The 12,451-nt window shown below is 45.2% G+C and carries 12 protein-coding genes; 5 read left to right on the top strand and 7 right to left on the bottom strand.

Going from position 1 to position 12,451, the window contains the following annotated elements; genetic code table 11:
• Positions 1-93 precede the first annotated feature (93 nt).
• The 3 genes from AKG39_RS18200 to AKG39_RS18190 all read left to right on the top strand — a co-directional run bounded on the left by AKG39_RS18200 (position 94) and on the right by AKG39_RS18190 (position 3,416).
• Entirely contained in the window at positions 94-1,194 is a 1,101-nt protein-coding gene (locus AKG39_RS18200; RefSeq protein WP_050741832.1) for a hypothetical protein, read from the top strand.
• A gap of 171 nt (positions 1,195-1,365) precedes the next feature.
• Entirely contained in the window at positions 1,366-2,073 is a 708-nt protein-coding gene (locus AKG39_RS18195; RefSeq protein WP_050741831.1) for a LytR/AlgR family response regulator transcription factor, read from the top strand.
• An 11-nt stretch (positions 2,074-2,084) separates the two neighbouring features.
• Entirely contained in the window at positions 2,085-3,416 is a 1,332-nt protein-coding gene (locus AKG39_RS18190; protein ID WP_050741830.1) for a sensor histidine kinase, read from the top strand.
• Between the two features lie 127 nt (positions 3,417-3,543).
• Here the strand turns inward: AKG39_RS18190 and AKG39_RS18185 are convergent, their stop codons facing one another.
• From AKG39_RS18185 to AKG39_RS18165, 5 genes are all read right to left on the bottom strand, one after another.
• The gene (locus AKG39_RS18185) at positions 3,544-4,095 is read right to left on the bottom strand and encodes a DUF2812 domain-containing protein (protein WP_050741829.1); all 552 of its coding nucleotides are present in this window, start codon (positions 4,093-4,095) and stop codon (positions 3,544-3,546) included.
• Positions 4,088-4,423 (bottom strand): PadR family transcriptional regulator, encoded by a 336-nt coding sequence (locus AKG39_RS18180; RefSeq protein ID WP_242852666.1) that lies wholly within the window; start codon positions 4,421-4,423, stop codon positions 4,088-4,090. The genes AKG39_RS18185 and AKG39_RS18180 overlap by 8 nt, the downstream gene beginning before the upstream one ends.
• Positions 4,424-4,580: 157 nt before the next feature.
• Positions 4,581-5,684: a GGDEF domain-containing protein gene (locus AKG39_RS18175; protein WP_207642517.1), complete on the bottom strand. Its 1,104-nt coding sequence runs from the start codon at positions 5,682-5,684 to the stop codon at positions 4,581-4,583.
• A gap of 174 nt (positions 5,685-5,858) precedes the next feature.
• On the bottom strand, positions 5,859-6,263 hold the full coding sequence (locus tag AKG39_RS18170; protein ID WP_050741826.1) for a DUF3592 domain-containing protein: 405 nt from the start codon (positions 6,261-6,263) through the stop codon (positions 5,859-5,861).
• Positions 6,264-6,348: 85 nt separating this feature from the next.
• Positions 6,349-7,017, bottom strand: a complete 669-nt coding sequence (locus tag AKG39_RS18165; protein ID WP_050741825.1) for an alpha/beta hydrolase — start codon at positions 7,015-7,017, stop codon at positions 6,349-6,351.
• Between the two features lie 410 nt (positions 7,018-7,427).
• On the opposite strand from AKG39_RS18165, the gene AKG39_RS18160 reads away from it, so the two are divergent.
• Positions 7,428-9,443: an alpha-amylase family glycosyl hydrolase gene (locus AKG39_RS18160; protein WP_201780299.1), complete on the top strand. Its 2,016-nt coding sequence runs from the start codon at positions 7,428-7,430 to the stop codon at positions 9,441-9,443.
• Positions 9,444-9,632: 189 nt separating this feature from the next.
• On the opposite strand, the gene AKG39_RS18155 is transcribed toward AKG39_RS18160, so the two are convergent.
• The gene (locus AKG39_RS18155; RefSeq protein ID WP_050741824.1) at positions 9,633-10,253 is read right to left on the bottom strand and encodes a VanZ family protein; all 621 of its coding nucleotides are present in this window, start codon (positions 10,251-10,253) and stop codon (positions 9,633-9,635) included.
• Between the two features lie 145 nt (positions 10,254-10,398).
• On the opposite strand from AKG39_RS18155, the gene AKG39_RS20755 reads away from it, so the two are divergent.
• The gene (locus tag AKG39_RS20755; RefSeq protein WP_278277957.1) at positions 10,399-10,521 is read left to right on the top strand and encodes a hypothetical protein; all 123 of its coding nucleotides are present in this window, start codon (positions 10,399-10,401) and stop codon (positions 10,519-10,521) included.
• Between the two features lie 112 nt (positions 10,522-10,633).
• On the opposite strand, the gene AKG39_RS18150 is transcribed toward AKG39_RS20755, so the two are convergent.
• Positions 10,634-12,376, bottom strand: coding sequence for a bifunctional diguanylate cyclase/phosphohydrolase (locus AKG39_RS18150; RefSeq protein WP_050741823.1), 1,743 nt, complete (start codon positions 12,374-12,376; stop codon positions 10,634-10,636).
• Positions 12,377-12,451: the final 75 nt, after the last annotated feature.

Raw genomic sequence — 12,451 nt, 5'->3', positions numbered from 1 at the left:
TCATTACCGTAATTTATATGGTAAACTAAAGAGAAAAAGGCACGGAGCCAATATCGCGCCCTGCTGTTTTGCAACTTTTAAGGAGACCTCAACATGACCTATTTAATGCAAGTCTGGGAAATAATATGGCACAGTCCCGGAATCGTCATCGTCGCAGTTGGCGGGATACTCGTGTACGCCTGCTTCCTTCGCCCACGCTGGAAGTGGTGGTGCTACCCGGTGATGGCCGCGTTAAGCTTTATGGCCCTGCCCCTGCTGTCCGATTTATTTACTGCAGTGTACCATCAACAAAACGCTTCCAGTATTGTGATAGTGGGTCTCGGATATTGGATTAGCATTTTGGTCCTGATGACCTTCCGAGATCATTTTGGGGCGATTATTATCCTTCTTACCACCCAGGGCATCTTCAACCGATTGGGCACGTTCTGCGGTTATATTCTGCATATTCCCCTAAATGCAGCACTTGGCGGTAATTTGGCAATCAATCTGTCCGCGGCGCTTGCGCTTGGGGTGATGTACACCCTGATTTTACTGGTCAGCTGGCTGATGCTGCGTGAAAAAGGCCGTCGGCTGATTCAAACGTTGCTGCCGCGTTACAACTGGGCCGCCGTGGCCGGCTTCGCATTTTTTGCCAAGCTGATCATCGATTTCTGCTCGAACTTTGCCTTTAGGCTAAACCCCTCCTCCGATATCAAGATCATCTGGGCCATGATCGCCGTCTGCCTCTTTTCCCTGGCATTCCTCGGTTTGTACCTCTATGTCATTATGTCCACCCTGAAACATTCGGAACTGAAGGCCGCCGCAAACCGGCTGATCTTTGAGAAGGAGGCCCAGCAGCGGTATTACGAAGCCCAGCTTCATAATCAGGAGGCGCTGTTCCGGATGAAGCACGATATGAATGGACACCTGTCCACCGTCGCCCAGCTGCTTCAGGAGGATAACCTCGACGAGGCGGTGCTCTACCTCGCCAGTCTCGGGGATTACGCCGAGAGCCGTCAGCAAAAGCTATCTTCCGATGACCCTTATCTTAATGCGGTGTTGACCAACTATGCCGCACCCTTTGCTGAGAACGATACCACCTTTGAGCATGATATCCAAGCGGGTAAGTATGGCGCTGCACCCGATCGAAATGAGCCTGTTGCTGAACAATGCCCTGAGAAAAGCCCTGGCTGTTTAGCCACAAGATTAGTATAAAAAAAAGCCGCTAAAAAGCCATCAGCAACCATAAGGTTTCCGATGGCTTTAGTCTTTTCAATGGGTATCCGGCTTTATCGACATAAATAACCGTTTTGCCGTCATATTTTACATCATGACCGTAATTTCTATGGTAAACTAAAGAGAAAAAGGGAAGGATGTAACGACTCAATGACACTTAAAATTGCGGTATGCGATGATAACCCCAGCGACAGACAACGTTTGATCGCGCTGATTAAAGCAGACCATCCCGACTGCGCGTGCACTGCCTATGAAAGCGGTGAAATGCTGCTCTGGGATTTTGACAGCGGCGCTCACTTTGACATCATCTTCCTTGATATTTATATGGCCGGGATAACCGGTGTGACGGCGGCCCAACAGATTCGATTGACGGATGCTGAGACGCTGTTAATCTTTGTCAGCAGCAGCGATGAGTTTTACCGGGAATCCTATGATCTTTACGCCTTTAACTACTTGATTAAACCACTGACAGCAGACAAGCTGAACGAGGTTCTGGGCCGGGCCCGGGAACAGCTCAACCGGGATGCCGATCAGGTTGTCTACATCACTTTCATGGGCAACCTGCATACGGTTCGCTGCAGCCAGCTGCTGTATCTTTCGAGCAAACAGCACACGGTGAATTTTTGCCTGAAAAGCGGTGAAATTCTGAAATCCTATGGCAAACTGGACGACTTTGTCGCACAACTTCCTGATGACAGCTTCATCCGCTGTCATCAGAGCTATCTTGTCAATTTGAACCATGTCACCGCCATGACAACCGGTGAATTCACCATTGGCGACATCCGTATTCCTATTTCCCGAAGCTATTCCGGACAGGCACGAAACCAATATCGTGCCCTGTTGTTTCGCAACTTTTAAGGAGGCGTAAAATGACCTACCTCAATCAGGTCTGGGAAATGATATCCCACAATCCCAGTACGGTTACCGTTGCCATTGGCGGGATGCTGCTGTATTTCTGCTTCCTGCGGCCACGCTGGAAGTGGTGGCTTTACCCGGTGATGCTAGCACTGACCTTCTTTTCCCTGCCGCTGCTGTCCGTCCTGTTTACCACAGTGTTTCATCAGCCCAACGGCTACAGCGTATTGATGTCCTGCCTCGGTTATTGGATCGATATGATGGTCCTGCTTGCCTTCCGGGAGCATTTTGGCGCGACGCTTGCCCTTCTGTTCACCCAGGGTATTCTCAACCGCTTGTTCACCTTCTGGGGTTTTATTCTGCACATTCCCCTGAGTACAGCACTTGGCGGCAATCTGGAAATCGGTGCATCGGTGGCGCTGGTAATGGTGGTGATGTACACGGTGATGTTGCTTGTCTCCTGGCTGGTCCTCCGTGAAAAAGGCCGCCGGCTGATTCAAACCCCGCTGCCGCGTTACAGCTGGGTCGCTCTGGCGGGCTTTGCAGCTTCCGCCAAGCTGATCATCGATTTTTGCTCGGACTATGCCTTTGAGCTAAACCCCTATTCCGATAGCAACATCATCTGGGCGATGATCGCCGTCTGCCTCTTTTCCATCGCCGTCCTCGGTTTGTACCTCTACGTCATAATTTCCACCCTAAAGCACTCGGAACTGAAAGCCGCCGCGAACCGGCTGGTTTTTGAAAAGGAGGCCCAGCAGCGGTATTACGAAGCCCAGCTCCAAAATCAAGAGGAACTGCGCCGGATGAAACACGATATGAATGGACACCTGACCACCGTCGCCCAGCTGCTTCAGGAGGATAACCGGGACGAAGCGGTTCATTACCTCACCAGTCTCGGGGATTATGCCGAAAGCCGCCAGCAAGAGCTGTATTCCGATGACCCATATCTCAACGCCGTGGTGACCAACTATTCCACACTCTTTGCAACGAACGCTACTCCCTTCGAACTCGACATCCAGTCAGGCAAAATGGCCATGCACCATGTGGAAATGTGCATGGCCATGAACAACGCGCTGGAAAACGCCCTGGAAGCATCCCTTAAACTGCCGCCTGACTTGCGCTGTGTGAAATTGCAGGTCAAAACAAAGCAGAGCCGTTTTCTGTTCCGGGTCACCAATCGCTTCAACAGCGAGATTATCATGAACGGCGAGGTCCCGGGATCGACCAAGAAAGACCTCGGCCACGGCTACGGCCTCCGAAGCATCCGGGACGCAGCAGAATCGCTCGGCGGCTTTATTACCTGCAAAATTGAAGGCGATCTGTTCGTGCTGGATGTGGCGATATAAAAGAGTCCCAATCAATGCTCTGCATTTACTTTATTTGCAAATCAAAAGAACCACCTGCTTCACGGCAGGTGGTTCTTTTGATTTGAGCAGACAAACACAGACCTCTGAAAAGCACCCGGTTTCTTCCTTATGATCGTCCTTCCATTAATTTCGCATTCATTTTTTTGACACCGGCGCTGATTCCCCAAAACATTCCCAGAAAGGCCAAAGTGCCGATCATATATACCGGTTCGTTTTCCGCAAAAGCGACAATGAGATAAGTAATCGCCGCAACGATTACGGTGATGTTCAATCCCTTGGCTAATTTCCCCCAGCGCTTCAGCATTTCGTCAAAAGACTGGCTATCGGTATAAATGGCGTAGTCACTTTCCAATGTTCCGACTCTGATCGGTTTTCTGAAATAGCACCAGCCATTAAAGGTGGCATTTACAAATTCCCAGCCCTGTTCTTCGAAAAATTTAAGATAGCGCTTTTTTTCTTCATCATTTGATAAAACACTGGGATTGTAATCGATGCGGTTGCGGTAGGCGGCAGCTTCATCTTTTTTGTAGGTGCTGTGAAGACAGCCCCCTTTCACCAGCTGCCACCCCGCTTTTGATAATTGGTCCAGATCTTTTTCTTCCTGATCATAATCCCATGCGGCATAAGTTTTAAATGATGTTTTTTTTGTTTTACTCATTGGCTGATCCCTTCTTGATGATTTTTTCACCACTTTTAATGCAGAATATTAACCGTTCATATTCTGCCAGCAGAATTTCTTTCCCCGGAGCTGTGAGACAATACAAGCGTTTTCTGGCGTCAAGCGGATCATCGCTTTTAGTTTCCTGGATCCACGCTTTTTTGATCATATTGCCGGTGGCCCCGTACATGGTACCCGAGCCGATAGTGACTCTTTCATTGGACAGTTCTTTTACCTTTTGCATAATGCCGTACCCATGATTGGGACCCTCCAGCAAACACAATAAAATATAAAAATAACTTTCGGTCAGCGGTTCGTTTTTTATCAAAGACCTCATTCCTCTCTATGTCGTGTTGTGATATATCATAACACGTGTTATGTCGCCTGTCAACATATTTGCCGCACCGCCGAATAAATTCCTTGATTGATTTAAATATTCCATATAAAAAAACCATCGCCAGCCCTCAAGCTTCGATGGTTCATCTTTACATCACTTTGTTCTTTCCTGCATTTTTAGCCAGATACAGCCGTTCATCGGCACGCTGAAGAACCTTATTCAAATCTTCATCTTTTTCAAAAACTGCCACCCCAAAGCTGCAGGTAACCTGTCCGATTTTCTCAAAGATATGGTCGGCTATATACTTCCTCAGCCGTTCAGTAATTTCAATGGCTTGCTGCAAATGCATATTCGGAAAAATCAGCACAAATTCTTCTCCGCCCCATCTGGCGAAAATATCGGATTGCTGCAGATTTTTGCGGACGATATCAGCTAAAGCGATTAAAACCGCATCCCCCACCAAATGTCCGTACTGATCATTAATCCCTTTAAAATTATCAATATCAAACATGACCACCGATAAATCAGCATTTTTCTGCTGGGCGCTGTCTGCCAGCCGAGCATATTCTTTATTAAACTTGGCTTTATTGTAGATTCCTGTTAATGAATCGTTTTCTGCCCTATTTAATAATTCAATGGTGTTCAGGTACTGGATTCTTTTATAATAGTTGATGCTGTAGGAAGAAATACTGCTTAAAACAATAACGATTAATATGTGTACAATCGCCGCTGAAAACTGGGAAAATGGCACATCCGTAAAACAGAAAGCGGCAAAAACAAAATAACCGATGCTGACAAACAGTGCCGCAAAAATAGAATACCGCCATCTGTTATTAATCAGGAATATAACCAGAATAATAAGCATTACCCCAAAAGCCTGGATTAAAAAATCAGGGGCAGTATAGTGATTGGCAATGGAAATAAATGACAGGGAAATTATAATTTCATAGGCGGTAAACCAATAGATCAGGGAAAAATACTCGCTGCTGCGCTTCACTTTAAAATACAAAATAACCAGCAATCCCAGAATGACACTGCGGTTGAATAAAATCGCCATAAAAGCATTCACGTCGGTAATGAGAAAATAATCTGGAATAATAAATAGGAAGTATGCAATTCCCACTAATAAAAGAATGAATTTAACATAGTTTATATTTTTTTTAATTTCAGCATTGTAGAATTCTTTTTCCAATGCTTTGTCCCTGAATTCTCCAAAATAAATGGGTAATCCGTTGCTTTTTTTCCTATTCAAATTCTTCATCAGCTCCTTTTAATATGCTTAGCCAGCTCATTATTCTGGAAACAATAAATTTCTATGTAAATATTTGATAAGCAGTGATTAATTATATCATATACTTTTCCATGTGTGCTATCCTAAATACTAAGAAATTTATTAAAATTAATTATTCCGGTATACCGGTAATTTTCATCTGCCCAGCAGTCCAATCAACACTACGATCATCACACCGCCGATGCCGATTAACGCGGCGCTGAAATAAGAACGGCGGTCTCCGACGATCATTATTTTTTCCGGGTTTTCCGGCTGGCAGCGAATCCGGATAAGCTGACCCAGCTGATATTTTCCGTCATCCTGGGTTGACAGTGCTTCGGTTTGATAGGTCTTTTCGGCAATCGTATATTCCAGAAGCGGCGTATACTCATCATAAACCTGTCTTCCGGTGCGCACTTTATATTCTTTTATTTTTACCACCACCGCCTCAACCGCAATGCCCTGGGACTCCAGTTTTCTAATCCGTAACAGCTTGATCAATGACCAGGCAATGAGAATTATTCCCCCAAATCCTATGAGCAATCGAATAAATGCCATCATCGTGATTCTCCCTTCATCTGATAATTTATAACACTCCATCGCGGCCGTAAAGCTGCTGCTTATGGCCGCCTGATAATCCGCCTGCTCACACGAGCCACACAAGCCCCTTTGCGATGCGGCCCAGGGCGTCTTCAAAATGATTTCCAGGATTCAGCTCAAAGATCGTCTCCGCGCCCAGGCTTCGCAGCTGCTTTTCTGCCTGGATGGTATTTTCCTCGACAGCCCCCAGCCGCTGATTCCGGGTGATTTTCTCCCGGTCGCCCAGGGAAAAATAGACCCGGTCCGGTATCCGCTTTGGTTGATTTTTTTTCATAAATTCCCGAAAACCATCGTACCACAAGGATCCGGAGACGGATCCGATACTGCTGAAAAGATCGGCCTGGTAGATGGCGTACAGCGCAAACAAACCGGCCAGCGAATACCCGGCCAGGATCCTCCGGGATGGTGTAAAGCCAAGGCGCTCTTCCACCGCAGGGATAATAGTTTCGGTGAGTTCCTTCAGATAATTATCGGCACCCCCGGCGAAATCCTCGCCGCCCCGAAAGGCTCTTGGCCTGGCCCAGGGGGATAATTCACGGTTCCAGTCAACCCCATCGATTGCCACCAGCACCGCATTTACATCATCCAGTTTTTGAAAAAGCCGTTCCATATCCTCTGCATTTATGTGCAGATAGACGATGGTCTGATCCTTTAAATCATCATCCAAAAAAATCGAAACCCTTCGTTTCCCTATTTCCATGGTCTGTTTTTTCATTTTCTTAGCTCCATTCTCTTTATTATGGGCATCGTATGAATGCTTTTTTTCGGCAGGTGATGGAAAAAATCCAGGCCGATTAAATCACCGGTCTGGAATGAAAATTGTTTAGCGTAAATTGGCAGGGTCGTTCACAGTAATTTTCAATTTCCTGTCATTCTTAATTAATCATTACCCGGGGATTACATCTTTAAACAAAAACACGCCTTTAGTTCACCACCAAATCGATATCCCCGTGCTTTGGGGACTGAACGCTCCCAGAATACCCGGAGAATTCGGAATTTTGTTATTATTTTCGCAGTTTAATTCATTTATGTCCATTTAAAACCTATGTTTTTCTTTACATTGCCGCCGTCGCTGGTTAGAATTAAATTATCTATATCCCAATACGAAAGTAAGAGGAGATGTGTATGAGCGAAAAAGAAGGAATGATTGAACCCGGAATATTGGCAATCGACCCCTGGTTAAGTCCTTACAAGCACGATTTGGAGTTGCGCATAAAACGTTATCAAGAGGTAAAAAAAACGCTTCTTACTGATGTCAGCTGTTTAAAGGATTTTGCCAACGGACATCATTATTTTGGCTTTCATTGTACCAGCAAAGGCTGGTATTACCGCGAATGGGCGCCGGCAGCAGAGGCCCTGTTTTTGATTGGGGATTTCAATCACTGGGATCGTTCATCCCATGAACTGGTAAAAAAAGAAAACGGTGTCTGGGAAATATTTCTTCCCGGCAAAGGTTCATTGAAACATGAATCCCGGGTGAAGGTCTTTGTTGTCACCAATGGCCAGGGCCGGGATCGCATTCCCTTGTACATTAACCGAGCAGTACAAGATCCAAAGACCCTGGATTTCAGTGGTCAAATCTGGAAACCGTATCGAAATTACATCTGGCAGAACGCTGCTTTCCAAAGCGATCACACAAACGCTCCCCTTATCTACGAAGCCCATATTGGCATGGCTCAGGAAAAAGAGGCCGTCGGAACCTACCGGGAATTCGAAGAAAATATTCTGCCGAGGATCAAAGCCCTGGGATACAATACCGTCCAATTAATGGCCTTGATGGAGCATCCCTACTACGGCTCATTCGGTTACCATGTTTCCAACTATTTCGCCGCGTCCTCCCGTTTCGGGACCCCCGACGAGCTGAAGTCCCTTATCGACAAAGCCCACACCATGGGCATCAGGGTACTGATGGACATCGTCCAGTCCCATGCAGTCAAAAATATCAGCGAAGGGATTAATGAATTCGACGGCTCCGAAGACCAGTTCTTTCATAAAGGAAGCAGAGGCGATCACAGCGCCTGGGATTCCAAACTATTCAACTACGGCAAACCGGAAGTCATTCATTTTCTGCTGTCAAACCTGAAATATTGGATGGAAGAATATCATTTGGATGGTTTCCGGTTTGATGGCGTCACCTCGATGATCTACCACGATCATGGGCTGGGCACCGACTTTGATAACTATGGCAAATATTTCAGTCTGAATACCGATATCGAAGCCATCACCTATCTGCAATTTGCCAATGAGCTGATCAAGGAAATCAATCCCAGCGCTATGAGCATCGCCGAAGACATGAGCGGGATGCCGGGCATGTGCCTGCCCATTGAGGACGGCGGCATTGGTTTCGACTATCGCCTGTCCATGGGCATGCCGGACTTCTGGTTTAAGCAAATCGAAGTCAAGGACAGTGATTGGAACATGAATGCCCTTTGGCATGAATTGACGACCGGACGGCCCCAGGAAAAACGCATCGCTTATGTGGAATCACATGACCAGGCTTTAGTTGGGGATAAAACCCTAATCTTCACCATGGCGGATCAGGAAATGTATTGGCACATGGGCAAGAACAGCCAGAATCTGATCATTGACCGTGCCATTGCTCTGCATAAGATGATACGTTTTATTACTATCTCTGCCAGTACCGAGGGATACCTGAACTTCATGGGCAATGAATTCGGCCATCCCGAGTGGGTTGATTTCCCTCGGAAGGAAAATGGCTTTAGTTACCAGCATAGCCGCAGACAGTGGAGCCTTGCCGACAATCCAACCTTGCACTATGAAGAACTGAACCAATTTGATGGCGCCATGATTCATTTTATGGATGAAAAAGCCATGCTGGGCGTGGTGCCAAAACAGTTATGGCTGGATCAGGAACGAAAGATTATTGCCTATAGAAAAAATGACTGCATCTATATCTTTAATTTTCACCCCACCGAATCCTATCCCGATCTTGAAATACCGGTCCATGAAAATGGCCGCTTCAAGGTTTTCCTGGACACCGATGAAGAGCAGTTCGGGGGATATAAGCGGATCTCTCATGATGCCGTCTATGAATCTTATGCTTTGAAAATGAATCCGGAATTTATGGGAATTTCAATCTACTCACCAAGCCGGACCGCCCTGGTGCTGGAAAAAATTTAAGATCGTTTTTACTGTGCTGATAACGCACAGCCTAATAAAAAGCTGTGTAGCAGGACTTTAATGCGCTGCGCTGCATTTAGGCAAAACTATCATTTTCAGGCAAACTATAAATTATTTTAATAAAACCGCCGCATCTACATGGATGCGGCGGTTTTATTCAAAGTCAGCTGATTTATATTCATCTTCCGATCAGCTTAACATTGCCGCCAGTAACCCCAGCATTACCAGACCAAACGGCAAAAAGTACCAGCGGGCTTTTCGAAAGGGTTCATGCCTGATAATAAGATAGATGCCATAGCCGGTTATGGCACCAATGGTATTGTGGAGGATATCATCCCATTCGAACAATCCGGTTTGCGTCACAAGCTGGAGAAACTCCACCGCAGCCGAAACAGCAAAGCCGATAATTATTACCATCTTTCGTGTTCGTACTTCATCACGACCCAAATAGTTTTCATAGGCAAAGGGTGTCAACAGTCCCACCGGGATAAACATCAGACAATTCATAAAGACCTGTAAAGCCAAGCCAACGCTATGAGTCATCCAAATTTTTCGATAAGACCATAAGGGAATCAGCTTGTAATCAAAATAATCATTTCCTGATCTGCACAAGACCGTGTATGAAAATATTAAATAGATGTAAAACCACAGGGCTGTTCTAAACCACTTTTCTCGTCTGGTCCATTTGCTCTTATTCACAATTACCATCGCTGCAAGAATTACTACAACCACCAGTGTTAACAGTGATTTCCAGTTATTTAATGGATTATAATGCCATAAAAAATCCAGGGGGAAATTTAAATCATCCATTTTTATTACTCTTTAAGGTTTCTTTCTCCATGCCTTATTCCTTTCGCTGCTTTATTTGCTTAGGTAATCATTACCCCGGGTTTGAATTTTTAAACAAAAATGAACCTTAAACTCCCTACCAATCACATCATCTAAAATTTATTGAATGTATATCGATCCATCCGGGACACCGGTGGCGATCTGGGTTGTGATTGAGTGCACGCCGGCGCTGATCAAAAATGCTAAATTCACTAATCTCAGTCCGTTGCTGGAAACAAGCGGTCTGTAAATCAACAGAAAAAAGGCCCCAACCGTCATCGACGGTTGGGGCCACACCACGTTCAGCTGAAAAACAAATACGCTATTTTTAATTTATTTCACCAGACTATTGTTTTGTGTACTTAAACATCATCCAGGGTATCTGCCACCTGATTCACAAATAAAGCGGCAATTTGGGGATCAAATTGGAAACCGGCCTGACTCCGGATCTCCGCAAGTGCATCATCTTTAAGCCACGCCTGTTTATAAGATCGCTGGGATAAAATGGTGTCATAGGCAGCTCCCACCGCAATAATCCGGGACAGCACCGGTATCTGCTCACCAACCAGACCCTTGGGATAACCGGTACCATCCCACCGTTCGTGGTGACATAAAATAGCGCTGGCAATTTCAGCCATATCCGGCGATGTATTGGTAATGTGGTAGCCTATTTCAGGATGACGTTTGATCACCTTCCATTCTTCACCGGTAAGCTTCCCTGTCTTTTCCAGGATTTCTTTTTCAACGGTCACTTTCCCAATATCATGAAGCAAACTGACCGTTCTTAAGGTATCCATATCTTTTGCACTTAAAGCCATTGCCTCTGCTATTCGTTTACAATAGTAGCCGACACCATCCGCATGTATTTTCTCTGTTTCGCTCTTTTGAAATAAGGATGCCATAATGGTATTAACTGTTTTTGCAATGACTTCGGGCTTCATCATGAGTTTATTTTTATACATCAGATTTTCCGCTTTTTTGAATATGTCAATAAACGCCTCGGCGTTGGAATATTTTGTCGCCCAGCCAAAAGATACCGAAAGAATCCCCGGTTCCGCCTGGGATACCGCCATTGCCTCGTTCATCATCTGCACCTGTTTTTTCGCCGTCTGTTCATCAGTATTGGGCAATAATAAAACAAATTCATCGCCGCCCCACCGCACCAGCACATCCCCGTTACCACAACACTGATTCATGATTTCCCCGGCTGCTTTTAATAAACCATCGCCGGCTAAATGTCCAAATGCGTCATTGGTCATTTTCAGACTGTTGACATCCCCCATAATAATCGAAAGCGGATAATAATCGGCATTGTCCAATCTTTCACAGGCTTTCTTGAAAAAATGCCGATTGTACAAACCGGTTAATTCATCGTGATCACTCAGAAATTCTATTTTTTCATTCTGGGCCTTTCTCTGGGAAACGTCTCTAAAAATCAAAACGACCCCGGTGGTAATCCCTTCGGTGTCTTTAACCGGGGTAGCACTATCTTCAATGTGGAAATGATTGCCATTGCGACTGGTAATGATGGCATGATTGGTTAATTCATAGGGCAGATCAGTTTTAAGCACCTCGTCCACCGGATTTAAAATAAAATACTCAGGATTTTCATGTCTCAGATCAAAAACTTCTTTAAAATCTTTCCCCAGAGCCTCGGCACCGGGCCATCCCGTCAAGTCCTCGGCCACCTTATTGAGCAAGGTCACCTTTTTTTCCAGGTCAACTACAATAATTCCGTCCCCCACACTTCTTAGGATACGGTTCAGATTTTCATGGGTACACTCCAGCCGGGAGGTTAAAAGATAAACGACAGCGGCCACGAATAAAAAAATAAATCCGCGTAAAATTGGCGCCGGGAGCAAAAAACCATTGCTTAAATAATCGAGGATAATATGAAAAATGCCCAGAAAAATAGCTAACTGGATCACAAAACGTTTAAACCATATCCCCACCATAATAATTACCACATAAAATAAATGGGTATAGACCACATCAATACCCCTGTAGTAGTTAAAATAAACCGCAACGAACATAATCGTGATCAAACACAAACTAACCAGTACCAATCGTATTTGACCATTGATGGTAACTTGAATCTTTTCCAATAAAGTATCCCCTCATGCTTTCATCTGAGGAAATTATAACATTATTTTGAAAAATAACAACTATTTTTTACTATA

This window comes from Acetobacterium bakii, assembly GCF_001263355.1.
In the GTDB taxonomy this organism is placed as follows: domain Bacteria; phylum Bacillota; class Clostridia; order Eubacteriales; family Eubacteriaceae; genus Acetobacterium; species Acetobacterium bakii.
The sequence above is the reverse complement of the archived record's forward strand: the minus strand, read 5'-3'. Positions and strand labels throughout refer to the sequence as shown.